19 protein-coding genes and 1 tRNA gene are annotated in these 22,884 nt (G+C 70.4%); 5 read left to right on the top strand and 15 right to left on the bottom strand.

Annotation, left to right across the window (positions count from 1 at the left end; translation table 11 throughout):
* Nucleotides 1-55: 55 nt before the first annotated feature.
* The 3 genes from zapE to LHA35_RS01190 all read right to left on the bottom strand — a co-directional run bounded on the left by zapE (nt 56) and on the right by LHA35_RS01190 (nt 3,102).
* Nucleotides 56-1,228: a cell division protein ZapE gene (gene zapE / locus LHA35_RS01200; protein WP_226603466.1), complete on the bottom strand. Its 1,173-nt coding sequence runs from the start codon at nt 1,226-1,228 to the stop codon at nt 56-58.
* Nucleotides 1,229-1,291: 63 nt separating this feature from the next.
* Nucleotides 1,292-1,888 (bottom strand): c-type cytochrome, encoded by a 597-nt coding sequence (locus tag LHA35_RS01195; RefSeq protein WP_226603462.1) that lies wholly within the window; start codon nt 1,886-1,888, stop codon nt 1,292-1,294.
* 2 nt (nt 1,889-1,890) lie between these two features.
* The gene (locus tag LHA35_RS01190; RefSeq protein WP_226603460.1) at nt 1,891-3,102 is read right to left on the bottom strand and encodes a PQQ-dependent sugar dehydrogenase; all 1,212 of its coding nucleotides are present in this window, start codon (nt 3,100-3,102) and stop codon (nt 1,891-1,893) included.
* Between the two features lie 215 nt (nt 3,103-3,317).
* Between LHA35_RS01190 and ahcY the strand changes: the two genes are divergently transcribed.
* A complete protein-coding gene (ahcY, locus tag LHA35_RS01185; RefSeq protein ID WP_226603458.1) occupies nt 3,318-4,721 on the top strand; it encodes an adenosylhomocysteinase in 1,404 nt (467 codons plus the stop codon).
* Between the two features lie 76 nt (nt 4,722-4,797).
* Nucleotides 4,798-5,211 (top strand): DUF4149 domain-containing protein, encoded by a 414-nt coding sequence (locus LHA35_RS01180; RefSeq protein ID WP_226603456.1) that lies wholly within the window; start codon nt 4,798-4,800, stop codon nt 5,209-5,211.
* Between the two features lie 21 nt (nt 5,212-5,232).
* Here LHA35_RS01180 and LHA35_RS01175 read toward each other — a convergent pair whose 3' ends face one another.
* The 4 genes from LHA35_RS01175 to LHA35_RS01160 all read right to left on the bottom strand — a co-directional run bounded on the left by LHA35_RS01175 (nt 5,233) and on the right by LHA35_RS01160 (nt 9,324).
* Nucleotides 5,233-6,954, bottom strand: a complete 1,722-nt coding sequence (locus tag LHA35_RS01175; protein WP_226603453.1) for an AMP-binding protein — start codon at nt 6,952-6,954, stop codon at nt 5,233-5,235.
* 159 nt (nt 6,955-7,113) lie between these two features.
* The gene (locus LHA35_RS01170) at nt 7,114-7,338 is read right to left on the bottom strand and encodes a hypothetical protein (RefSeq protein WP_226603452.1); all 225 of its coding nucleotides are present in this window, start codon (nt 7,336-7,338) and stop codon (nt 7,114-7,116) included.
* 603 nt (nt 7,339-7,941) lie between these two features.
* Nucleotides 7,942-8,589 carry a CoA transferase subunit B gene (locus tag LHA35_RS01165; protein WP_226603451.1) on the bottom strand — a complete coding sequence of 216 codons (648 nt, stop codon included), beginning with the start codon at nt 8,587-8,589 and terminating at the stop codon, nt 7,942-7,944.
* 3 nt (nt 8,590-8,592) lie between these two features.
* Nucleotides 8,593-9,324 carry a CoA transferase subunit A gene (locus LHA35_RS01160; RefSeq protein ID WP_226603450.1) on the bottom strand — a complete coding sequence of 244 codons (732 nt, stop codon included), beginning with the start codon at nt 9,322-9,324 and terminating at the stop codon, nt 8,593-8,595.
* Between the two features lie 124 nt (nt 9,325-9,448).
* Between LHA35_RS01160 and LHA35_RS01155 the strand changes: the two genes are divergently transcribed.
* Nucleotides 9,449-9,524, top strand: a tRNA-Ala gene (locus LHA35_RS01155).
* Nucleotides 9,525-9,793: 269 nt separating this feature from the next.
* Here the strand turns inward: LHA35_RS01155 and LHA35_RS01150 are convergent.
* The 8 genes from LHA35_RS01150 to LHA35_RS01115 form a co-directional block, all read right to left on the bottom strand.
* Nucleotides 9,794-10,162 carry a hypothetical protein gene (locus LHA35_RS01150; protein WP_226603449.1) on the bottom strand — a complete coding sequence of 123 codons (369 nt, stop codon included), beginning with the start codon at nt 10,160-10,162 and terminating at the stop codon, nt 9,794-9,796.
* A gap of 196 nt (nt 10,163-10,358) precedes the next feature.
* A complete protein-coding gene (locus LHA35_RS01145; protein ID WP_226603448.1) occupies nt 10,359-12,245 on the bottom strand; it encodes a potassium transporter Kup in 1,887 nt (628 codons plus the stop codon).
* Nucleotides 12,246-12,334: 89 nt separating this feature from the next.
* Complete coding sequence (locus tag LHA35_RS01140) at nt 12,335-13,120, bottom strand: amino acid ABC transporter ATP-binding protein (protein WP_226603447.1); 786 nt, start codon at nt 13,118-13,120, stop codon at nt 12,335-12,337.
* Nucleotides 13,121-13,283: 163 nt separating this feature from the next.
* Nucleotides 13,284-14,417, bottom strand: a complete 1,134-nt coding sequence (locus LHA35_RS01135; protein WP_226603446.1) for an amino acid ABC transporter permease — start codon at nt 14,415-14,417, stop codon at nt 13,284-13,286.
* A 3-nt stretch (nt 14,418-14,420) separates the two neighbouring features.
* Nucleotides 14,421-15,623 (bottom strand): amino acid ABC transporter permease, encoded by a 1,203-nt coding sequence (locus LHA35_RS01130; protein WP_226603443.1) that lies wholly within the window; start codon nt 15,621-15,623, stop codon nt 14,421-14,423.
* A 77-nt stretch (nt 15,624-15,700) separates the two neighbouring features.
* Nucleotides 15,701-16,750, bottom strand: coding sequence for an amino acid ABC transporter substrate-binding protein (locus LHA35_RS01125; RefSeq protein WP_226603441.1), 1,050 nt, complete (start codon nt 16,748-16,750; stop codon nt 15,701-15,703).
* A gap of 263 nt (nt 16,751-17,013) precedes the next feature.
* Nucleotides 17,014-17,640, bottom strand: a complete 627-nt coding sequence (locus LHA35_RS01120) for a sensor histidine kinase (protein WP_226603439.1) — start codon at nt 17,638-17,640, stop codon at nt 17,014-17,016.
* Nucleotides 17,641-17,737: 97 nt separating this feature from the next.
* Nucleotides 17,738-19,585 (bottom strand): transglycosylase domain-containing protein, encoded by a 1,848-nt coding sequence (locus LHA35_RS01115; RefSeq protein ID WP_226603437.1) that lies wholly within the window; start codon nt 19,583-19,585, stop codon nt 17,738-17,740.
* A gap of 144 nt (nt 19,586-19,729) precedes the next feature.
* Here LHA35_RS01115 and LHA35_RS01110 point away from each other — a divergent pair, with 144 nt between their 5' ends.
* A complete protein-coding gene (locus LHA35_RS01110; RefSeq protein ID WP_226603434.1) occupies nt 19,730-21,064 on the top strand; it encodes a hypothetical protein in 1,335 nt (444 codons plus the stop codon).
* Nucleotides 21,065-21,127: 63 nt separating this feature from the next.
* Nucleotides 21,128-22,873 carry a GMC family oxidoreductase gene (locus LHA35_RS28920; protein ID WP_226603431.1) on the top strand — a complete coding sequence of 582 codons (1,746 nt, stop codon included), beginning with the start codon at nt 21,128-21,130 and terminating at the stop codon, nt 22,871-22,873.
* Nucleotides 22,874-22,884: the final 11 nt, after the last annotated feature.

Below are 22,884 nucleotides of genomic sequence, written 5' to 3'. Positions count from 1 at the left end.
TCTCCCTTTTGGGTCGGTCCCGTATCTGTGAGGCTTATTGCTGAATGTTACCGCCTTATGTCAAGTGCGGCAGGGCCAGGTAATCCTGACTTTGCATTTCCATCAGCCGGCTCGCCGTCCGCTCGAACATCGCGGCGTTCTCGCCCTGCTCATACAGCGCGTCCGGCGTCGCGGCGGCGGAGGCGACCAGCTTGCACCGATGCTCGTAGAGGGCATCGACCAGGGTGATGAACCGGCGCGCCCGGTCGAAATTCTCGGGCCCGAGGCGCGGCACGGCATCCAGCACCAGGGTGTGGCAATGGGTCGCCAGCGCCAGGTAGTCGGCCGGGCCGAGCGGCTTGCCGCAGAGCGCGTCGAAATCGGCGCGGGCCACGCCGCGCGCCTCCTGCGGCAGTTCCAGCCAGCGGCCGAGGACCTGCAGGCGGCAGGGCTTGCCATGCGCCTCGCCGGTCAGTTCCAGGAAGGCGGCATCCAGCGCCCGCTCGGCGCGGCCGTCCACCGGGCTGTGCCAGGTCGGCAGGCCGCGGATGCGCTCCCGCCGGTAGTCGCGCTGCGCCTCGAGGTGCAGCACGTTCAGCCGCTGCTTGATGAGGGCGATGAAGGGCAGGAAGGCGTCGCGGCCGGGCTTGCCCTTGAACAGGTCGTCCGGGGCGGTGTTGGAGGTTGCGACCACCACCACGCCGCGGGCGAACAGCGCCTCGAACAGCCGGCCCAGGATCATGGCATCGGTGATGTCATGCACCTGGAACTCATCGAAGCAGAGGAGGGCGGCCTCGGCCACGATGCTGTCGGCCAGCGGCGGGATGGGGTCCTCCCCGCCCGGATTGGCCTGCTTCCAGCGATGGATGCGCTGGTGGCAATCCTGCATGAACTGGTGGAAATGGATCCGCTTCTTCCGCGGCACCTCGGCGCAGGCGAAGAAGAGGTCCATGAGCATGGACTTCCCGCGCCCGACCTCGCCCACCAGGTAGAGGCCCTGGGGGGTGGCGTCCACCTCCTCCGGCGCCGGCTTGCGGCGGAAGAAGCGGGCGAGGAACCCGCCCGGCTCGGGCGGCTCGGTCTGCGGCTCATAGCCGCGGAGGCGGCGCCAGAGATCCTGCAGCGTCTCCGCCGCCAGTTCCTGTGCCGGGTCTCGCTTCAGCGCGCCGGCGGCGACCCGCGCGCGGTAGGCGGGCAGCGGGCCCTCGGGCCGGGCCGCGCCGGGGTGGGTGCCGATATTCGCGTCCATTTGCCTCGGGGATACCCCCATGGGGGCCGGGCGACAACCGGGGGCGGCGCGGCGGCCAGCCGCCTATGGTCGATGCGCCAGGTAATGCGCGATCGCCGCGATCTCGGCATCCGTCACGCCATACATCACGGCGTTCATGTTGGTATCCGTCCCGCGCCGGGTCCCGTCCCGGTACCCCGCCATGGCGTGGATCAAGAAATCCTCCCGCTGGCCGTTCAGGCGCGGAACCTGCGCCTGGCCGCGGTAATCCGGCAGGTGGCAGACGCCGCAGCGCAGCCGCTCCGCCAGCCGGGCCCCGGCCTGGCTATAGGCCTCCCGCTGCGGGCTGCGGTCCTCCGGTGCGCCAGGGGGCAGGGAGGCATAGAAGGCCGCCAGATCCTCCACCTGCTGGTCGCTCAGCCCCTGCGACAGGTCCGGCATGGGCGGCGCGTCGCGCAGCCTCTCACGGAACAGGATCATCTGCAGGGTGATGAACTCCGCCTGCTGCCCGGCGAGGGAAGGGATGTTCGGCTGGTCGGAGACGCCCTTCGCCCCATGGCAGCCGCCGCAGGACCGTTCCTGCGCCAGCGCCGCGCCGCGCGCGGCATCGCCCGAGGCCAGGGCCGGGGAGGCGGAAAAGGCGGCGGCCAGGACGGCCGCCGCCAGCAGGACTGGCGTCACTCTCAGTTCCCGTGGGTGATGCGGTAGATCGCGCCGTTCTGCTCATCCGAGACGAGCAGCGAGCCGTCGCGCCGGACCAGCACATCCACCGGGCGGCCGAGGAAACGGTTGTTCGCCTCGTCCAGCAGGCCGGTCAGGAAGGGCTCGACCGAAGTGACATTGCCCTGCCCGTCGGTCTTCGCGACGACGACGTCATAGCCGCTCTTCTGGTCGCGGTTCCAGGAGCCGCGGCGGGCGATGAACATCTGGTTGCGGTATTCCGCCGGGAAGGCGTTGCCGGTGTAGAAGCGCATGCCGAGCGCCGCGGTGTGCGGCCCGAGCATCGCCGCGGGGGCGACGAATTCGCTGCAGGCGGCCGGGCCGGTGGTGATGGCCGGGTCACGCCAGTTGGCGGCGCAATAGGGGAAGCCGTGATCCTCGCCGCTGCGGCGGATGCGGTGCAGCGTGTCCTGCGGCGTCTCGTTGCCCGCCCAGTCGCGGCCATTGTTGGTCGCCCAGAGCTCGCGCGTCGTCGGGTGCCAGTCGAAGCCGACGCTGTTGCGGATGCCCTTCGCCTCCAGCCGGCGGTCTGAGCCGTCCGGATTGAAGGAGATGATCACCGCATGGGTGTCGCGGTTGAACTCGCAGATGTTGCAGGGCACGCCGACATTCATGTAGAGCCGGCCATCCGGGCCGAAGTTGGCGAATTTCCAGCCGTGGTGCTCCTCCCGCGGCAGGCCGAAGGCCTCGGTCAGGTCCACGGGCTGGCCGGGATTGTCGAGCTTGCCCTCGATGCCGTCGTAGCGGAGCACGCGGTTGATGGCGATGACGTAGAGATTGCCGTCCCGCACCGCGAGCCCGTTCGGCTGGTTGAGCTGCTGCGCGAGGGTGCGCACCTGGCGCTGGCCGCCCTGCTCGGTGATGGCATAGACGCGCCCGATGGTGCGGCTGCCGACGAAGACAGTGCCGTTCGGCCCTTCCGCCATCATGCGCGCGCCCGGCGCGCCGCTCGCCCAGAGTTCCACCTTGAAGCCCTGCGGGACGCGCAGCGCCGAGACCGGGACCTGCTCGGCCGGGGTCGTGGTCATCTTCGGCGGATGCGGGGCGAGGTTGGAGCTGGACATGGCGTCCGGCCGGCCCTGGGCCCAGGCCGGCGCCGGCGCCTGCTGGGCGAGGGCGAGGCCGGGCAACACCATGGCCGCGCCGAGCCCCAGGGCGAGCAAGCGGGTCTTCATGCGATCATCCCTCCCGGTGGCCTTTGATGGACAGGCCGCCTCACCGGACCATGTAGGGCGGAAGGCCGTTCCGCAAGGCGTCGCACCGCCGGGCCGGCGTCGCCGGACACCGGATCCGGTCGACATAAAGATATGCTTATGCTTCTTCGATCACCCTGGCCAAGCCGCACCGGGCCATGCTAGGCGGGCGGCGAGATAGTGAGGGATGCCGCCCGATGGCCGTTGCCGCCGACTACAAGGTGAAGGACCTGTCGCTCGCCGATTGGGGCCGGAAGGAAATCGCCATGGCCGAGGACGAGATGCCCGGCCTGATGGCGGTGCGGCGCGAATACGGTCCCTCCCAGCCGCTGAAGGGCGCCCGCATCGCCGGCTGCCTGCACATGACCATCCAGACCGCGGTGCTGATCGAGACGCTGAAGCATCTCGGCGCCGATGTCCGCTGGTCCTCCTGCAACATCTTCTCCACCCAGGACCATGCCGCGGCCGCCATCGCCGCCGCGGGCACGCCGGTCTTCGCCGTGAAGGGCGAGACGCTGCCGGAATACTGGGATTATGTGAAGAAGACGCTGGAATGGGGCGATGGCGGCGAGCCGAACATGATCCTCGACGACGGCGGGGACATGACGCTGCTGGTGCATTACGGCCTGCGCGCCGAGCAGGGCGACGTGGCCTTCCTCGACAAGGCGACGAATGAGGAGGAGGAGGTCTTCTTCGCCCTCATCAAGGATTGCCTGAAGAGCAAGCCGGGCTGGTTCGCCCGCCTCGCCAGGTCCATCCAGGGCGTGTCCGAGGAGACGACGACGGGCGTGCATCGCCTCTACACCATGGCGAAGGAGGGCAAGCTGCTCTTCCCCGCCATCAATGTGAATGACAGCGTCACCAAGTCGAAATTCGACAACCTCTATGGCTGCCGCGAGTCCCTGGTGGACGGCATCCGCCGCGGCACCGACGTGATGATGGCCGGCAAGATCGCCATGGTCGCGGGCTTCGGCGATGTGGGCAAGGGCAGCGCCGCGTCCCTGCGCAACGCCGGGTGCCGCGTGATGGTCAGCGAGGTGGATCCCATCTGCGCCCTGCAGGCGGCCATGGAGGGCTACGAGGTGGTGACGATGGAGGACGCCGCCCCGCGCGCCGACATCTTCGTCACTGCCACCGGCAATGTGGACGTCATCACCGTGGACCACATGCGGGCGATGAAGCACCGCGCCATCGTCTGCAACATCGGCCACTTCGACAGCGAGATCCAGGTCGCCGCGCTGAAGAACTACAAGTGGACCAACGTGAAGCCGCAGGTGGACGAGGTGGAGTTCCCCGACGGCAAGCGGATCATCCTGCTCTCCGAAGGCCGCCTGGTGAACCTCGGCAATGCCACCGGCCATCCGAGCTTCGTGATGTCCGCCAGCTTCACCAACCAGACGCTGGCGCAGATCGAGCTCTGGACCAATCCGGGCAAGTACGAGAAGAAGGTCTATGTGCTGCCGAAGCACCTGGACGAGAAGGTGGCGGCGCTGCACCTGGAGAAGGTCGGCGCGAAGCTGACCAGGCTCTCGGCCCAGCAGGCCTCCTATATCGGCGTGGACCAGCAGGGCCCGTTCAAGGCCGACCAGTACCGGTACTGAGCCCGGCATCGGCCCGAGGCGAGAGGCCCCGGGCCGGGCTTGCGGATCGCGGCGGCGGGACCATCTCCGCCGCCGCATGATCCTTTCCGCCGTCGCCCTGCTCGCCACCGCCCTGCTGCTGGGCGGGATGGTGTTCTTCGCCGTCGCCGTCGCGCCGCTGGTCTTCACCCGCCTGCCGCCGGAATGGGCCGGGCGGTTCATCCGCCAGCTCTTCCCCTGCTACTACCTCTATGTCCTCGGCCTCTCGGCCGCCGCGGCGGTCGCGCTGCTGCCGCTGCGCCTGCCGGATGCGCTGGCCATGGCCGCGGTCGCGGCGCTGACCGCCTGGCTACGGCAGGGGCTGATGCCGCGGATCAATGCATGGTCGGACGCGGCCCAGGCGGGGGATGCGGTGGCGAAGGCGCGCTTCGACCGGGCGCACCGGCTGAGCGTCGTGCTCAACCTGGCGCAGATGCTGGCCGCGCTGGTGGTGCTGCTGCGCTTCGCCTGAGCCCGGCGGCACCGCGGGGGCTCACGGCGCCTTTCGCGGGGCCTGCCATGCCGTGCCCTGCGCGGCGGCCCTCAGTTCCTCCGCCATGCGTTCCCGGATCAGGAATTTCTGCACCTTGCCCGTCACCGTCATCGGGAAGGCGTCCACGAAGCGGACATAGCGGGGAATCTTGTAGTGGGCGATCTGGCCGCGGCAGAAGGCGCGGATCTCCTCCTCCTCCGCCACCTCGCCCGGCTTCAGGCGGATCCAGGCGCAGAGTTCCTCCCCCATCCGCGGATCGGGCACGCCGACCACCTGCACCTCCGCGACCTTCGGATGGCGGAAGAGGAATTCCTCCACCTCGCGCGGGTAGATGTTCTCGCCGCCGCGGATGACGAGATCCTTGATGCGGCCGACGATGTTGCCATAGCCCTGCGCGTCCAGCACCGCGAGATCGCCGGTATGCATCCAGCCTGCGGCGTCGATCGCCTCGGCGGTCTTCTCCGGGTCGCCCCAGTAGCCCTGCATCACCGAATAGCCGCGGGTGCAGAGCTCGCCCGGCGTGCCGGGCGGCACCACCCTCCCCTCCCCATCCACGATCTTCACCTCGACATGCGGATGCACGCGGCCGACCGTGCCGATGCGCCGCTCGATCGGGTCGTCCACCGCGGACTGGAAGCTGACGGGGGAGGTCTCGGTCATGCCGTAGCAGATCGTCACCTCCCGCATATGCATCTCATCGAGGCAGCGGCGCATGATCTCCACCGGGCAGGGCGCGCCGGCCATGACGCCGGTGCGGAGGCTGCGCAGGTCGAAGCCGCCGAATTCCGGATGCGTCAGCATGGCGACGAACATGGTCGGCACGCCATAGAGCGAGGTGCAGCGCTCCTCCGCCACCGCCCGCAATGTCTCCAGCGCATCGAATCCCTCGGCCGGGAAGACCATGGTCGCGCCATGGCTGGTGCAGGCGAGGTTGCCGATCACCATGCCGAAGCAGTGGTAGAGCGGGACGGGGATGCAGACCCGGTCGGCCGCGGAATACTTCATCGTGCGGGCGATAAAATAGCCGTTGTTCAGGATGTTGTGGTGGGTCAGCGTCGCGCCCTTCGGCGCGCCGGTGGTGCCGGAGGTGAACTGGATGTTCACGGGGTCATCGAACTGCACCCGGCCAGCGGCTTCCTCCAGGGCACGCCGGGCCGCCCCGGTGCGGCCGCCTTCGGCGACGGCCCCGAAGGGCAGGAAGCCGGGCGCCGCGCCGCCGATCTGGATGACATGCCGCAGCGCCGGCAGCCTGGCTGCCCGCAGCGCGCCGGGCCTGCTCTCCGCGATCTCCGGCGCCAGGGTGTTCAGCATGCCAATATAGTCGGAGCTGCGATGGGCGGTCGCCGTGATCAGCGCGGCGCAGCCCACCTTGTTGAGGGCGTATTCCAGTTCGGCCAGGCGATAGGCGGGGTTGATGTTGACCAGGATGAGGCCCGCCCAGGCAGTGGCGTATTGCGCCACCACCCATTCGGCATTGTTGGGGGACCAGATGCCGACCCGGTCGCCGGGTTGCAGGCCGAGGGCGAGCAGGCCGGCGGCGAAATCCTCCACCCGGGCCGCCAGTTCCGCATAGCTCCAGCGGATGCCCTGGTGCCGGACGATCAGGGCGGGGTGGTCGGGCAGCCGGGCGGCGGTCGCGCGGAAATTCGCCCCGATCGTCTCGCCGAGCAGCGGCACGTCGCTTGCGCCATGGACGTAGCTGCTGGTCAGTGTCGCCGGCATGACCCGTTCCCTCCCCCTGTTGGCGGGGGAGGTGGGAAAAGCGCCGGCGGGATGCAACAGGGGTGCAGGGAGAGCCCGGGCCGTCAGCCTCCCGCGCGGGCGGCCTCTCGGTGCCAGGTGGCGCCCCGCCTCCCGGCAGCGCGGGGCGGCGGCGGAGCGTCACCGGCCATAGGCCACGCGGCTCCGGGCACAGAGCCGGGAGACCTCGGTCGCGGTCAGCCGGCCATCCGCCAGATAAGGCCAGTGCCCGGCATCCCTGTGGCTGGCATATCCCCGTTCCAGGCATCCCGCATCGATGGGTGGCGGTTCCGCCGGCGAGGTCAGCAGCACGACGCCGACGGTGACGCTCCAGACGATTGCCGAGACATACAGCATGTCCCTCATGCCCTCGGCTCCGCCGCCAGGAATGGGGGCGACAGGACGGGCGGGAACGTCGCAGCCCCACGCATGGCGAATGCCCGGAAGGGCAGGCGCGCCGGTCGGAGAGGGAGGTGCACGGCTGGGTCCTTCGGTCGGGCCAAGGCCCGATGGCGCTCCGCACCGCATCCCAGCCGTTGGGAGGCGGCAACGATGAAGGGCCGGCCTTGAGCCGGCCAGTCGCGCTAGATCAGGGCGGAGTCAGCGCCACGAAGGACATGCGCCACGCTATGCATGGCAGAGTCTGGTGTCGAGTGAGCATCGTAGGAGCCCTCAACACATACCCGTGCAGGAAACGGGTTCCGCGCCGCCGTGGCAACCGCGGATGGGCCGCCCCAGCCTTTGCCAGGCGAAAGCGCGACGACAGCGGATCAGGCTCAGGACGGCATGCGATCCGCTGCCGCTTCCTGGCTGGCGGAGAGAGTCACGCTCCCGGGCGACGGGGCACCTCGCGGGCTTTGCGCCACAAGCCCTGCGGGGGCCCGTTCACGCCCGCCCGCGATCCACCCGGGTGCCCATGCAGGCCCGGTCGCAGCGAGGGGGGGGGCCGGCGGACCGGCCCCCGCCGGCTCAGTTCCGGAAGGCCGGGGTGAAGCGCGCCTCGGTCTTCGCCTGCACCTCTTCCAGGGTCACGTCGGGCGCCAGCTCGATCAGTCGCAGATCGGTCTCGCCCTTGCGCGCGATCTCGAAGACCGCAAGCTCGGTGATGACCATATCCACCACCCGCGCGCCGGTCAGCGGCAGGCTGCATTGCTTCAGCAGCTTCGGCTTGCCGCCGGCGGTGTGCTCCATCAGCACCACCACCTTCTTCACGCCGGCGACCAGGTCCATCGCCCCGCCCATTCCCTTCACCATCTTGCCGGGGATCATCCAGTTGGCGAGGTCGCCATTCTCCGCCACCTGCAGCGCGCCGAGGATCGACAGGTCGATATGCCCGCCGCGAATCATGGCGAAGCTGTCGGCCGAGGAGAAATAGCTGCTGGTCGGCAGTTCGGTGATGGTCTGCTTGCCGGCATTGATCAGGTCCGGGTCCTCCTCCCCCTCATAGGGGAAGGGGCCGAGGCCGAGCATGCCGTTCTCGCTCTGCAGCTGCACGCTCATGCCCGCGGGCACGTGGTTCGCCACCAGCGTCGGGATGCCGATGCCGAGATTGACATAGAAGCCGTCCTGCAGCTCGCGCGCCGCGCGGGCGGCCATCTGGTCACGGGTCCAGGGCATCGGTCAGACCTCCTCGCCGGCCGCCGCGGCCGCTTCACGCTTGCGCACGGTGCGCTGCTCGATGCGCTTCTCATAGCCCGGCGGGCACTGGATCATGCGCTTCACGAAGACGCCCGGAGTGTGGATGTGGTCGGGGTCGAGTTCGCCGGCGCGCACCAGGTGCTCCACCTGCGCCACCGTCATCCTGGCCGCGGTCGCCATCATCGGATTGAAGTTGCGGGCGGTCTTCCGATAGACGAGGTTGCCCTCGGTATCGCCCATATAGGCATGGACGATGGCGAGGTCGGCGACGATCCCGCGCTCCATCACATAGGTCTCGCCGTCGAACTCGGCGGTGGGCTTGCCCTTCGCCACCTCGGTGCCGACGCCGGTCTTGGTGTAGAAGGCCGGGATGCCGGCGCCGCCGGCCCGGATGCGCTCGGCCAGCGTGCCCTGCGGGTTGAACTCGATCTCCAGCTCGCCGGCCAGGAATTGCTCGGCGAAGGTCTTGTTCTCCCCCACATAGCTGCTGATCATCTTCTTCACCTGCCGGGTCTTCAGCAGCAGGCCGAGGCCGGCATCGTCGATACCGGCATTGTTCGAGACGATGGTCAGGTCCTTCACGCCGCTGTCGCGGATCGCCTCGATCAGCAGGGCGGGGATGCCGCACAGGCCGAAGCCGCCGGAATGGATCATCATCCCGTCGCGCAGCAGCCCCGCGAGGGCCGCCTTCGCGTCCGGATATACCTTGCCCATGCACCCCTCCAGGTTCTCGGCGGAAAGCCGGCGGCACCCTAATCATGCACCGGCCGGCGCGAAAGTCCCTCCCGGCCCCTTGCGCGGGTGCCGGGTGGGGGCTATACGCGCCGCACCTGACCGGGGGGCCATAGCTCAGTTGGGAGAGCGCTTGAATGGCATTCAAGAGGTCAGGGGTTCGACTCCCCTTGGCTCCACCAGGTTCCCGAAGGGCCCGATCGCAGACGCGATCGGGCCCTTCGGCTTTCCGGGGCCTTGACGGGATGGCGGCATCCCCGCACGCCGCGCCGGCGCCAAACCGTGGCCGCCATGGCGGACAGCGCGGGTGCACCCGGCCCCGGGCCTTCATGCCCGCCCGCCTCCTGCCCTGGCCCCTTCCCGGGCCGGCTGCGCAGCCCGAGGAAGGTCGGGGCACTGTTCAGGAGAGCAGGCCAAGCCTCCGGGTCTTTCCGCCCCGCGGCGATGCGCTCTAGGCGACGCTGACTACCCGGTAAGAGAACTCCGTCCCGTCCGGCTCCCGGATGGTCACGTATTCCCCCGGCCGCAACTGCCCGGCATTGCGGAGTTGCGCGTGCAGCGGCGCATCGGTGGCCGTGCCCGGCGCGGGAAACAGCCGGATCGACCAGCTTTCGGTATCGGGGTCGAACAGCACGTCGCCGTCGCGTGCAGGGGCACCCGGCGCGACGCGGCGGGCCGGCCAAGGCTTCGGGTCCGCATGCCAAGCCTGGACGTCCAGCTGGCCGCCCGGCGTCAGCGTCACGCTCATCTCATAGCGGTGGTCGGGGCTGCCCTGCGGGAAGCCGGGGCCCGCGGCCATTACCAGCGTCACCATTGGCATCCCGCCTTCCCACCCCCTCTTCGGCTGTGACGGAAACACCCGGCATCCGCCCTTGCCGGGCCGGGGTGCTCCGTTCTGGTCGCCCAGACCTGGGTCATGCCCCTTCGCATGTCCACGCGCCGTCTGCCGAAAACACCCGGACCGGGCGACGCCTGCGGGCTCGTGCCTCTCGGTAACGCTTTCGGTCGCGTCCGGTTCAAATCGCCACCCGCACCCCCAGCTCCACCACCCGGTCGGAGGGGATGCGGTAGAATTCGGTGGCCGGGACGGCATTGCGCGACATCAGCGTGAACAGCCATTGCCGCCAGTGCGACATCTTCGGCACCACCGCCGCCACCAGCGTCTCCCGCCCCAGGAAGTAGCTGGCCTGCATGGATTCGAAGGCCACGCCCTCCTGCTTCAGCCCATCCAGCTCGCGCGGGATATGGGGGCTTTCCTGGAAGCCGTAGCGGATGATGACGCGGTGGATATTGGGGGCGAGTTCCGTCACCTCCCGCCGCCGGTCGGGGCCGACCTGCGGCACGTCCTCATTCAGCACGGTGACGAAGAGCACGCGCTCATGCAGCACCTTGTTGTGCTTCAGGTTGTGCAGCAGGGCGCCGGGAACATAGTCCGCCTGGCTGGTCATGAAGACCGCGATGCCGGGGACGCGGATGGTGCGGCTCTGCGGCAGGCGGGCCAGGAAGCTCTTCAACGGCAGGCTGTCCTGCCGGAAGCGGGCGAAGAGCAGGTCCCGCCCGCGCTTCCAGGTATGCATCAGGATGAAGAGCCCGGCGCCCAGCACCAGCGGCACCCAACCGCCCTCCGGGATCTTCAGCACGTTCGAGAGGAAGAAGGCGAGGTCGAGCAGCAGCAGCGGCAGGAAGACCAGGCCGACCAGGGCCGCCGGCCAGCCGAATTGCCGGCGGAAGACCAGGATCGCCAGCAGGCTGGTGCAGACGAAGGTGCCAGTGACCGCGATGCCGTAGGCGGCGGCCAGCGCGTCCGAGGTGTGGAAGGACAGCACCAGGATCAGCACGCCGGCGAGCAGGGCGAAATTCACCTGCGGCAGGTAGATCTGCCCCTCCTCCGTCTCCGAGGTATGGCGGACGACGAGGCGCGGCAGGAAGCCGAGCTGGACGCATTGCCGGGCAATCGAAAAAGCACCCGAAATCATCGCCTGAGAGGCGATGATGGTCGCGGCCGTCGCCAGCACCACCATGGGCAGGCGGAGGAATTCGGGAACCAGCAGGTAGAACGGGTTCTCGATGGCCGCCGGGTCGCTCAGCAGCAGCGCCCCCTGCCCGAGATAGTTCAGCGCCAGCGCCGGCAGCACGATGCTGAGCCAGACGAGGCGGATGGGCCGCCGGCCGAAATGCCCCATATCGGCATAGAGCGCCTCCGCCCCCGTCACCGCCAGCACGACCGAGCCGAAGGCGATGAAGGCCGCCAGCTTGTAGTGCAGGCAGAAGGTCACGGCATGGTGCGGGGAGATGGCGGTCAGCACCTCCGGCTCCAGCACCACCTCGATCAGGCCGAGCAGGCCGAGCGAGCCGAACCAGAGCGCGGTGACCGGCCCGAAGACCGCGCCCATGCTCCCGGTGCCGCGGAACTGCACCAGGAAGAGCGCGAGCAGGATGAAGACCGAGCCCGGGATGATCAGCGGCTCGAAGGCCGGGGAGGCGACCTTCAGCCCCTCCATGGCCGAGAGGACGGAGATGGCCGGGGTAATGATGCCGTCGCCGAAGAAGAGGCAGGCGCCGACGATGCCGATGGTGGCGACGACCCGGCGCGACTGCTCGCCGCCGGCGATGCGCTGGGCCAGTGCCATCAGCGCCAGGATGCCGCCTTCCCCCTTGTTGTCGGCCCGCAGCACGAAGGTGACGTATTTCACCGTCACCGTCAGGATCAGCGACCAGATGATGAGGGAAAGGATGCCGAGAATTTCCCAGCGCTCGATCCCGTCGGCGGAGAAATGCAGCAGCGCGGCGCGCAGCGCATAGAGCGGGCTGGTGCCGATATCGCCATAGACGACGCCGAGCACGCCGAGCAGGAGGGGCAGGGTGACCTTCCGGCTCTGGCCGGCATGGGAGGGGGCGGTCAAGCGGGCGCTCCGGGGGGAGGACGGCGCGAAGGCTTAAGCGCCTGCCCCGGCGCTTGCAAGGCTGCCCTCGTCCTCCCCCTTCCCGCGCCTCAATGTCCCCGCAGGATCTGGCTGAGGAAGAGCCGGAGGCGGTCCGTCTGCGGATTCTCGAAGACCTGGACGGGCGTGCCCATCTCCACGATCTCGCCGCGGTCCATGAAGACCACCCGGTCGGCGACCGTCCGGGCGAAGCCCATCTCATGCGTCACACAGATCATGGTCATGCCGTCCTCGGCCAGCCCGACCATGGTGTCCAGCACCTCCTTGATCATCTCCGGGTCGAGGGCGCTGGTCGGCTCATCGAAGAGCATGATCTTCGGCTTCATACAGAGCGCGCGGGCGATCGCCACGCGCTGCTGCTGGCCGCCCGAGAGCTGGCCAGGGTATTTCTTCGCCTGCTCGGGGATCTTCACCCGCTCCAGATAGTGCATGGCCAGCGACTCGGCCTCGGCCTTCGGCATGCGGCGCACCCAGATGGGGGCGAGGGTGCAATTCTCCAGCACCGTCAGGTGCGGGAAGAGGTTGAAGCTCTGGAACACCATGCCGACCTCGCGCCGGATGGCGTCCAGCGCGCGGACATCGTCCGTCAGCTCGATGCCGTCCACCACGATCCGGCCTTCCTGGTGGGTCTCCAGCCGGTTGATGCAGCGGATCATGGTGGACTTGCCGGAGCCGGAGGGGCCGCAGACCACCAGCCGCTCGCCCACCGCGACGGAGAGCGAGACGTCGCGCAGCACATGCAGCGCGCCGAACCACTTGTTGACCTTGTCCAGCAGGATGGCCGGCGGGGCATCCGTGCGGGCGGCGGAGGCGATGTGCTCCAGGGTCTCGCTCATGGGCTGCGCGCCTTCGTCATCGGGGTAAAGGTGATGGCGGCATAGGGCGCCGCCCTATGCCGAGGCCGCGAATGCGGCCCGCGCCGAGTGGCGCGTAGCCAAGGGCCGCGGCTGCGGCCCGCCCGGCGATTGAGGGGCGGAACATCGCTCCGATGTTCCGCTGTCAACGACGCCGGTGGCGGTTCAGCTCCGCCTCCAGGTCCTGGCTGTATTTCGACATGGCGAAGCAGAAGACGAAGTAGATGGCACCCACGGTCAGGTAGACCTCAATGCCGAAGCCCTGCCAGGCCGGCTCGATGATCGCGGTCTTGCCCGCGGTCAGCAGGTCGAAGATGCCGATGATCAGGACCAGCGAGGTGTCCTTGAAGAAGCCGATGAAGGTGTTGACCAGCGGCGGGATGACCAGGCGCAGCGCCTGCGGCAGGATGATGAAGCCGGTCTTCTGCCAGTAACCCAGGCCGAGGGCGTCGGCCGCCTCGTACTGCCCCTTGGGCAGCGCCTGCAGGCCGCCGCGCACCACCTCCGCCAGATAGGCGCCGGCGAAGAGGATGATGGCGATCTGCGCGCGCAGCAGCTTGTCGATGTTCATCCCTTCGGGGAGGAAGAGGGGGAACATCACGCTCGCCATGAAGAGCAGCGAGATCAGCGGCACGCCGCGGATCAGCTCCACATACAGCACGCAGAGCGCCTTGATGGCGGGCAGCTTCGAACGCCGCCCGAGCGCGACGAGGATGGCGAGCGGGAAGGCGAAGGCCAGGCCGAAGGTCGCCAGGATCAGGGTGATCGGCAGGCCGCCCCAGCGCTCCTGCGGGACATAGGAAAGGCCGAGGACGCCGCCCCACATCAGCACGCCGATCACCGCGAGCGTCGCCACCCAGACCAGCGCCAGCTCCCAGCGCCAGAAGCGGCGCATGGCGGAAACCACGTAGAGCCCGACGAAGAGCAGGCAGACCAGCGCCGGGCGCCAGTGCTCCTCATAGGGATAGGTGCCGAAGAGGATGAAGCGGTGCTTCTCCGTGATCACCGCCCAGCAGGCGCCCACGCCCCGGAGGTCGCGGCAGGCCTGGGTCTGGTTCTCCGGCACCGACCAGATGGCGTTGATCACGCCCCATTCGATGAAGCCGATGGTCCAGCGGATGATCAGATAGGCCAGCACCAGCGTGACCGCGGTGTTGATCCAGGAGGAGAAGAGGTTGGCGCGCAGCCAGCCGCGCAGGCCGATCTGGCTGGCGGGCGGGGTGCGCGGCGCGGCCTCGGGCGAGGTCGCGGCGGCGGTGGTCAGCGTGAGGTCGCTCATGGTTCAGCGCTCCACCAGCGCGATCTTCGCGTTGTACCAGTTCATGAACAGCGAGATGGACAGGCTGATCGTCAGGTAGACCAGCATGATGATGGCGATGCCCTCGATCGCCTGTCCCGTCTGGTTCAGCGTGGTGTTGGCGATCGAGACGATGTCCTGGTAGCCGATGGCCACCGCGAGCGAGCTGTTCTTGGTGATGTTGAGGTACTGGCTGGTCATCGGCGGGACGATGACGCGCAGCGCCTGGGGCAGCACGATCTGCCGCAGCACCTGCCCGGGATGCAGGCCGAGCGCCTGCGCCGCCTCCCACTGCCCCTGCGGCACGGCCAGGATGCCGGCGCGCACGATCTCGGCGATGAAGCCGGCGGTGTAGAGGACGAGGCCGAGCAGCAGCGCGAAATATTCGGGGCTCATGGTCAGGCCGCCGCGGAAGTTGAAGCCCCGCAGCGCCGGCCAGTCCACCGTCCAGGGCGCGCCCATCGCCGCCCAGACCGCGACGGGCAGCGCGACCATGGCGCCCAGCGCGACCGGCCAGATCCGGCGCGGCTGGCCGTCCCGCATCTGCTTCGCCAGGGCCTGCCGGCGGTAGAGCCAGGTGGCGACGGCGCCGAGGATGAAGGCCAGCAGCGCGAAGGAATGCGCGTCCTGCCACTCGATCCAGGGCAGCTTCAGGCCGCGGTTGGAGAGGAAGACGCCCTCCACCGGGTTCAGCGCCTGGCGCGGCCCGGGCAGTCCCTGCAGGATGGCGTACCAGAAGAGCAGTTGCAGCAGTAGCGGCAGGTCGCGGATCACCTCGACATAGAGCGCGGCGAGCTTCGAGAGCAGCCAGTTGCGCGAGAGCCGGGCGATGCCGATCAGCGTGCCGAGGATGGTGGCGAGGAGGATGCCGACCACCGCGACCTTCAGCGTGTTCAGCAGGCCGACGGTCAGCGCCCGGAGATAGGTGTCGGTCGGGCTGTACTCGATCAGGCTCTCGGCGATCGGCAGGCCGGCCTCGCGCTCCAGGAAGCCGAAGCCCGTGGCGATGCGCCGGACTTCCAGGTTGTGGACCGTGTTGGACCACAACCACCAGACGATGACGCCGACGATGCCGACGACGACGACCTGCCAGACGATGCCGCGCACCCGCTCATCCGCCCAGGACAGGCGCAGCTTGCGTTTCGGCGGTGCCCGCAGCAGCCGGGGATCGGTGGTGGACTGGGACATCGCGGGCGCCCTCTTGTTCTGTCAGGCGGTCTCAGGCGGCAGAGTCCGGGGCCGGCCTGGGCCGGCCCCGGGCAGGGTCACCGGAAGGGCGGGGCGTATTGCAGCCCGCCCTGGGTCCAGAGGGCGTTCGGCCCGCGCTGGATGCCGATCGGCTCCAGGTGGCGCTTGAAGACCTCCCCGTAATTGCCGACCGCCTTGATGACGTTGACGGCCCAGGCATCGTTCAGGCCGAGCATCGGGCCGAGCCCGCCGTTCCGGCCCAGCATGCGCTGCACTTCCGGCCGCGGGTCGTTCAGCATCTGCTCGACATTGGCCTGGGTGATGCCGAACTCCTCGGCCGCCAGCAGCACGAAATGCACCCAGCGCGTCACGTCGGCGAAGCGAGCATCGCCCTGCCGCACGCCGATCGCCAGCGGCTCCTTGCTGATGACCTCGGGCAGGATGGTGTGGTCGGCCGGGCGGGGCTGCGCGCTGCGGGTGGAGGCGAGGCCCGAGACGTCCGTGGTGTAGGCGTCGCAGCGGCCGGCGGTGTAGGCGCTGACCAGCTCCTCCAGCCGCTCGATCACCACCGGGGTGAAGCGGATGCGGTTGGCGCGCGCCCAGTCCGTCAGGTTCTGCTCGGTGGTGGTGCCGGGCTGGACGCAGATGGTCGCGCCCTCCAGCTCCTTCGCCGATTTCAGGTTCAGGTTGGACTTCACCATGAAGCCCTGGCCGTCATAGAAATTGATGGCCGTGAAATCGAGGCCGAGCGAGGTGTCGCGCGACAGCGTCCAGGTGGTGTTGCGCGCCATCACGTCCACCTCGCCGGACTGCAGCGCGGTGAAGCGGTTCTGCGCCGTGGTGGGCACGTATCGCACCTTGTTCGCGTCGCCGAAGAGGGCGGCGGCGATGGCGCGGCAGTAGTCGACATCGAAGCCGCGCCAGACGCCCTGGCTGTCCGGCTGGGCGAATCCGGCCAGGCCGGTGTTCACGCCGCAGACCAGCTGGCCGCGCGAGCGGACGGCATCGAAGGTATTGGCCGCTGCCGCCGGCGCCTGCTGGGCCTGCGCGAGGCCCGGCAGGGCAATGGTCAGGCACATGGCCGCGGCGCCGAGCGCGCGCGTGAAGGAAAGCCCGAAGGGCTGCATCGACCTCAGTCTCCCGTTCCAGCCGCCCTTGGGCGGCGGTCCCTGTTGTTTTCGCCCAGCAAATGCTGCGCCAGCAGGGAGCGGGATATCAACGCGAACTGGTCACGTTCCGTCCCGCCCCCGCCGGGGGCAACCGCCGATAGCAGAGACGGCCGCCCCTGCGAAGCGAGCCGCAACGACCGCGCCACCTCCCCCCTCGGCGGCCTGCCAGGCTGCAATACAAACGGGCGCCGGGTGCCCGGTTTCGGGGCGTGCTGGCGGCATCATCCGCCGCCTGCCGCGGCAGGCGGCAGGCGGAGCCGCAGGCTGCCCTCCCCGCCCTCCGCCGTGCCGCCGCCGGCCTCGGCGAAGGCCGCCAGCCGCGCCAGCGCCGGGGGCGCGAGGCCCGCCGGCAGCCGCACCGCAAGCTCGCCCGCCCCGGCCTGGTCGGCCACCGCCAGCGTCAGCGCCAGGCCGCGCGGCTGCGTCTCGGCGATCTGCTGCGCCAGGGCGAGCAGCGCCTCCTCCAGCGCGGTGCGCTCGATCAGCACGGGCGGGTCGCGCTCGGCCAGCTCCACCACCAGCGCCCCCGGCGCGGGCAGGATCATGTGCAGCAGCGGGTGCAGCGCGGCCAGGGCGTCCGACAGGCGGATCGCCACCACTTCCCCGGCGGGCCGGCGGATGAGGGAGAGGATGGCGCGGCTCGTCCCGTCGAAGCGGCGCGCGGCTTCCTCCACGCGGGTGAGCTGGCGCTGCGGCGGGCCCTCCGCGGCCGTGCGCTTCAGCATCTCCAGATTGGCGAAGATGACCGTCAGCAGATTGTTGATGTCGTGCTGCACCGTGCGCGCCAGGCCGGCGATCGCCGCCATCCGCTCCGCCTTGCGCCGCAGCGCGGCCTCCTCTGACGCCATTCGCCCGTTCCGTTCCTGACCCGCCGGGCATCTAACGCGACCGTGCGGCCTCGGCGCCAGCAGCGGGCGCGATTTCCCCCGCGGTGCGGCCAGGGCGCTACAGCCCGGCCTCCACGATCTCCCGGAACAGCCGGGCGGGCAGGGTGCCGCCCCGGACATCCTCCATCGGCCGGCCATCATCGTTGCCCAGCCAGATGCCGATCACGCTGCTGCCGGTGAAGCCGATGAACCAGGCATCGCGGAAATCCTGGGTGGTGCCGGTCTTGCCGGCGACCGTCCGGCCCGGGACCGCGGCGGCCCGGCCGGTGCCGCGCGCCACCACCGCTTCCAGCATCCGCCGGATCGCCGCCGCGTCCTCCGGCGTCATGGCCCGCCGCGGCGCGGGGCGGGGGACGGGCAGGGCGGCACCGGTCGCCTGGGCCCCGGTGATGCCGAAGGGGGTCACGCGCAGCCCGCCATTGGCGAAGGCGGCATAGGCCGCCGTCAGCTCCAGCAGGGATACCTCGCCGGTGCCCAGCGCGATGGAGGCATCGTTCGGGAAGCGCCCGTCGATGCCGAGCCGCCGTGCCGCCTCCGCCGCCGCGCGCGGGCCGCCGGCGCGGAACAGCACCCGGACGGCGGCGGTGTTCACGGACTGCGCCAGCGCCTCCTCCATGCTGACCTCGCCGCGCGGCCGCCAGGTGCCGTTGCTCGGGGACCAGCTGCCGAGGGTCAGCGGCCCGTCCGGCACGTCCTCCTCCGGCCGCATCCCCTTCTCCAGCGCGGCCAGGAAGACGAAGGGCTTGAAGGCGGAGCCGGGCTGGCGGCGGGCGGAGGTGGCGCGGTTGAACTGGCTGGCGCGGAACTCCCGCCCGCCGGCCATGGCGCGGACGGCGCCCGTATGGGCGTCCAGCACCACCACCGCCCCCTGCGTCACGCCCGCCCGCGCGCCCGGCCCGGCCAGCAGCGCCTCCAGCCGCGCCTCCACGCTGGCCTGCAGCCGCGCATGCAGCGTGGCGCGCAGCACCAGATCGGCATTGCCCGGGAAGGTCTCCGCCAGGTCCTCCAGCGCCCAGTCGGCAAACCAGCCGGCCTGGCGGGAGGGCGGGGTGGGCAGCCGCATGCGGCCGAGCTCGGCCTCCATCTGGGCCTGGGTGATGGCGCCGGTCTCCACCATCGCCTCCAGCACCTCGGCCGCGCGGGCGACGGCGAGGTCGGGCGAGGCGCGCGGATTGAGGCGGGAGGGCGCCTTGGGGAGGCCGGCCAGCATCGCCGCCTGCCACAGGTTCACCCGCCTGGCGGGGACGCCGAAGAAGAGCCGCGCCGCGGCATCCACCCCATAGGCGCCGGCGCCCAGATAGACCCGGTTGAGATAGATCTCGAGCAGCTGGTCCTTGCTGAAGCGCCGCTCCAGCCAGAGGGCCAGCAGCGCCTCCTGCACCTTGCGCCGCGTCGTCCGCTCGGCGGTCAGGAACAGGTTCTTGGCGAGCTGCTGGGTGAGGGTGGAGCCGCCCTGCACCACCTCCCCGGCGCGCCAATTGGCCAGCGCGGCGCGGGCCAGGCCATAAGGGTCGATGCCCCAATGGCTGCGGAAGCGGCGGTCCTCCACCGCCATCAGCGCGGCGGGCAGGGTGCGCGGCAGGTCCTTCAGCCGCACCGTCTCGCCATAGAGGTCGCCCTGGGTTGCCAGCATGGCGCCGTCGGCGGCCAGCAGGGTAACGGAGGGGCGGCGGGTCGCGGCCGGGACGCCATCCACCCGCGGCAGGTCCCAGGCGAAGTAGAGCACCAGCAGGAACAGGCCAAGGACGCCGAAGACCAGCCCCTGGACCAGCCAGCCCAGCAGGGACCGGCCGCGGCGGCGCGCGGGGACGACAGGGGGCGGGGAGGATGAGGCCGGCCGCGGCGCCGGGGCCGGGACGGGGGGGACCTGGCGGCGGCGCGCGCGGGCGGGCGGGGCCGGCGGCATGTGCGCGGCAGCATAGGCGGAGCGGCCCCCACCCTCCAAGAGTGACGGGAGCGTTGCCCGCGCCGGCGCCGGCCCATCGCCGGGCGACATCTGCGTGATCCGTCGCGGGCGGGGCCGGGCGCCACCCCTGGGGAGGAGACAGCGATGCCGGACATGCTCTGCCCGCCGGAGACGCGACCCAACCCGCACGCCCTCCGGCAGGTCGGGATCCTGCAGCGGGACGGGCTGCTGCTCATCGCGCATCTGGCCGAGGCGACCGATCGCGCCCTGGCCGATGCCACGCCCGGCGGGGTGAGCCATGCGGAGATGTCGCTGCTGACCGATCCGGCGGAGGCGGTCGCCGGCGATCCGGACCGCCTCGACCACCTGCTGCGCCTGGTGGAGCGGCTCGGCCGGGCCGCGGCGCCCGCGACGACGACCACCATCCGGGTCACCTGCGGCTTCCTCCTCGGCCTCGGGCCCGATGCGACGCGGGAGGAGCGGGGGATGGTGCGCGCCCTCCGCTGGCGGCTCCAGGCCATCCGCGCCCTCCTCGTCGCCGCGACGGCCCTCTCGATCGGGCTGCTCATGCATGTCGATGACGGCAGGCGCACCGTCGGGCAGCTCGCCGCGGTGCGCGCCGAGCTGGCGACCGTCTTCAGCGAGATGGCGAAGCTGGACCCGGCGACGGACTGGATCCTCGCCGGCCCGGGCTTGGATGCCGCCGCCGCGGCGCCGCCCGCCCCCGAGACCCCGGCACGGTCCGGGCCCGCGGCGGCGCCGGCCCGCCCCTTCATCGCCTATTGCGAGCCGGACCCCGCCCCCGCGGAGAGGAACGCGCCCGCCGCCACGCCCCTGCCGGCCGCGCGGGACCCCCACCGCCTGCCGGCCAAGGCCACGTCCCAGGCCCTGTGCAGCCAGCTCGCCCAGCTCCGGCTGCGGGAGGCGATGACCTTCACCCGCCTCGCCGCCTGGAATTGCCGCATGGTGCTGCTGCAGCCGCGGAACTGGCGGCGCTGGCTCTCGGGCGCCCCGGCGACCGAGGAGCGCGCACATTGCCTGCAGCCGCCGGTCGCGCTGCACGCCCCGGTGACGCCGGCGGACTGGGAGCGGACGGAGCTGCGCACCAGCGCCGGCATCACCATGCTGACCGGCTACCTGCTGCCCCTGCTGCTCGGCTTCATCGGCGGCTGCGTCTATGTGCTGCGGCGGACGGATGACCGGATCGCCAGCTGGACCCTCTCGGCCCGGGACGGGCGGCTCGGCATCATCCGCGTGACGCTGGCCGCGACCCTCGGCGGGCTGCTCGGCCTTCTCTTCGGCACGGAGGCGCCGGTGCAGTTCGGCGGCTTCAGCCTCTCGCTCGCGGCCTGGGCCTTCTTCCTCGGCTACTCTCTGGAGCCGGTGCTGAAGCTGCTGGATGCCGTGATCGACAGCGTGGTGGGCAAGCTGCGCCCGCCGGCCGGGACGAAGCCGGCGCCGGCCGCGCCGCTGCGGTGATGGCGCGCCGGGCGACCCGTGCTAGGAAAATCCCCCAAGGACAGAAGCCCTGGGGGGAAGCGCGTGGACTACAGCCATATCATCGTCGGCGGCGGCTCCGCCGGCTCGGTGCTCGCCAACCGGCTCTCGGCCCGCTCCGGCAACCGCGTGCTGCTGCTGGAGGCGGGGCAGGACACCCCGCCCGGCCAGGTGCCGAGGGAGATCGAGGACACCTATCCCGGCACCGCCTATTTCGACCCGCGCTTCCACTGGACCGAGCTGAAGGTCCGCACCCAGGTCGTCTCCCACAACAACCCCGAGGCCGCGCCGCCCCCCTTGCGGAAATACGAGCAGGCGCGGGTGCTGGGCGGCGGCTCCTCCATCAACGGCCAGATGGCGAACCGCGGCGCGCCGACCGATTATGACGAGTGGGAGGCGCGCGGCGCCGCCGGCTGGAACTGGGACTCGGTGCTGCCCTATTTCCGCAAGGTCGAGCGCGACCTGGACCTCGATGACGAATGGCACGGCAAGGACGGCCACATCACCGTCACCCGCATCCCGCCCGAGCGCTGGCCCGAGCATAGCCGGGCGGCGGCCGAGGCCTTCCGCCTCGCCGGCTTCAAGTACCTGCCGGACCAGAACGGCCATTTCGAGGATGGCTACTTCCCCGTCACCGTCTCCATCGACGGCAAGAAGCGCGTCTCGGCCGCGGTCGGCTACCTGAACGAGCAGGTGCGGCGGCGCGGGAACCTGACCATCTCCACCAACACCCAGGTCAGCGGGCTGCTCTTCGAGGGCAGGCGCTGCGTCGGCGTCACCGCCCTGGTGGACGGCCAGGCGCGCGAGTTCCGCGGGCGGGAGGTGATCCTCTCCTCCGGCGCCATCCATTCCCCCGCCATCCTGCTGCGGAACGGGATCGGGCCGGTCGGGCATCTCAGGGAGATGGGGATCGAGGTCCGCTCGGCCCTTCCCGGCGTCGGGCAGCGGCTGATGGACCACCCCTCCATCTCGCTCTCCTCCTTCATCCGCAAGCCGGCACGGCTGACGGAGGCGCATTCCCGCCGGCACATCCTGCTGGGGCTCCGCTATTCCTCCGGCATCCCGGAGGCGCCGGCCGGCGACATGTTCGTCGCGGTGGCCAGCAAGTCCGCCTGGCATGCGGTGGGGGAGCAGATCGCCTCCCTGCTGGCCTTCGTGAACAAGACCTATTCCGAGAGCGGGCAGGTGCGCCTGGCCAGCACGGACTGGCGGGAGGAGCCGGTGGTGGAGTTCAACCTGCTCTCCGACCGCCGCGACCTCGACCGGCTGATGAGCGGCTTCCGCATGCTGGCCGCCATCCAGCTCAGCGCGCCGCTGGCGGCGGTGACGACCGACCCCTTCCCCGCCGCCTACAGCGACAAGGTGCGGAAGATCGGCGTGGTGAACGAGAAGAACCGCTGGCTGACCCGGGCCATCGCCACGCTGCTCGACGGGCCGCCGGCGCTGCGAAGCTGGCTGATCGAGCGCTACGTGGTGGAAGGCTTCACCTTCCGCCAGGTGATGGAGGACGAGGAGGCGCTGGAGGCCTTCATCCGCAAGGCCACCATCGGCGTCTGGCATGCCTCCTGCTCCTGCCGCATGGGGCGCGAGGACGACCCGATGGCGGTGGTGGACGCCGAGGGGCGGGTGCGCGGGGTGGAGGGGCTGCGGGTGGTCGATGCCTCGATCTTCCCGGTGGTGCCCTGCGCGAACACCAATTTCCCCGTGCTGATGACGGCGGAGAAGATCGCGGACGCCATGCTGGCGGAAGCCGAGCCGGCGGCCACGCTGCGCAGCAACGCCGTGGCCTGACCCGTCGCGCG

The sequence above is a fragment of the Roseicella aerolata genome (assembly GCF_020523605.1).
In the GTDB taxonomy this organism is placed as follows: Bacteria; Pseudomonadota; Alphaproteobacteria; order Acetobacterales; family Acetobacteraceae; genus Paracraurococcus; species Paracraurococcus aerolatus.
This window is presented reverse-complemented; position numbering and strand designations above follow the sequence as displayed.

Bases quoted from the DNA above. Each gene is read 5' to 3' on its own strand.
- zapE (WP_226603466.1), bottom strand. From the start codon at position 1,228: ATGGACGCGAATATCGGCACCCACCCCGGCGCGGCCCGGCCCGAGGGC.
- LHA35_RS01190 (WP_226603460.1), bottom strand. From the start codon at position 3,102: ATGAAGACCCGCTTGCTCGCCCTGGGGCTCGGCGCGGCCATGGTGTTG.
- ahcY (WP_226603458.1), top strand. From the start codon at position 3,318: ATGGCCGTTGCCGCCGACTACAAGGTGAAGGACCTGTCGCTCGCCGAT.
- LHA35_RS01180 (WP_226603456.1), top strand. From the start codon at position 4,798: ATGATCCTTTCCGCCGTCGCCCTGCTCGCCACCGCCCTGCTGCTGGGC.
- LHA35_RS01175 (WP_226603453.1), bottom strand. From the start codon at position 6,954: ATGCCGGCGACACTGACCAGCAGCTACGTCCATGGCGCAAGCGACGTG.
- LHA35_RS01170 (WP_226603452.1), bottom strand. From the start codon at position 7,338: ATGAGGGACATGCTGTATGTCTCGGCAATCGTCTGGAGCGTCACCGTC.
- LHA35_RS01165 (WP_226603451.1), bottom strand. From the start codon at position 8,589: ATGCCCTGGACCCGTGACCAGATGGCCGCCCGCGCGGCGCGCGAGCTG.
- LHA35_RS01160 (WP_226603450.1), bottom strand. From the start codon at position 9,324: ATGGGCAAGGTATATCCGGACGCGAAGGCGGCCCTCGCGGGGCTGCTG.
- LHA35_RS01150 (WP_226603449.1), bottom strand. From the start codon at position 10,162: ATGCCAATGGTGACGCTGGTAATGGCCGCGGGCCCCGGCTTCCCGCAG.
- LHA35_RS01140 (WP_226603447.1), bottom strand. From the start codon at position 13,120: ATGAGCGAGACCCTGGAGCACATCGCCTCCGCCGCCCGCACGGATGCC.
- LHA35_RS01135 (WP_226603446.1), bottom strand. From the start codon at position 14,417: ATGAGCGACCTCACGCTGACCACCGCCGCCGCGACCTCGCCCGAGGCC.
- LHA35_RS01130 (WP_226603443.1), bottom strand. From the start codon at position 15,623: ATGTCCCAGTCCACCACCGATCCCCGGCTGCTGCGGGCACCGCCGAAA.
- LHA35_RS01125 (WP_226603441.1), bottom strand. From the start codon at position 16,750: ATGCAGCCCTTCGGGCTTTCCTTCACGCGCGCGCTCGGCGCCGCGGCC.
- LHA35_RS01120 (WP_226603439.1), bottom strand. From the start codon at position 17,640: ATGGCGTCAGAGGAGGCCGCGCTGCGGCGCAAGGCGGAGCGGATGGCG.
- LHA35_RS01115 (WP_226603437.1), bottom strand. From the start codon at position 19,585: ATGCCGCCGGCCCCGCCCGCCCGCGCGCGCCGCCGCCAGGTCCCCCCC.
- LHA35_RS01110 (WP_226603434.1), top strand. From the start codon at position 19,730: ATGCCGGACATGCTCTGCCCGCCGGAGACGCGACCCAACCCGCACGCC.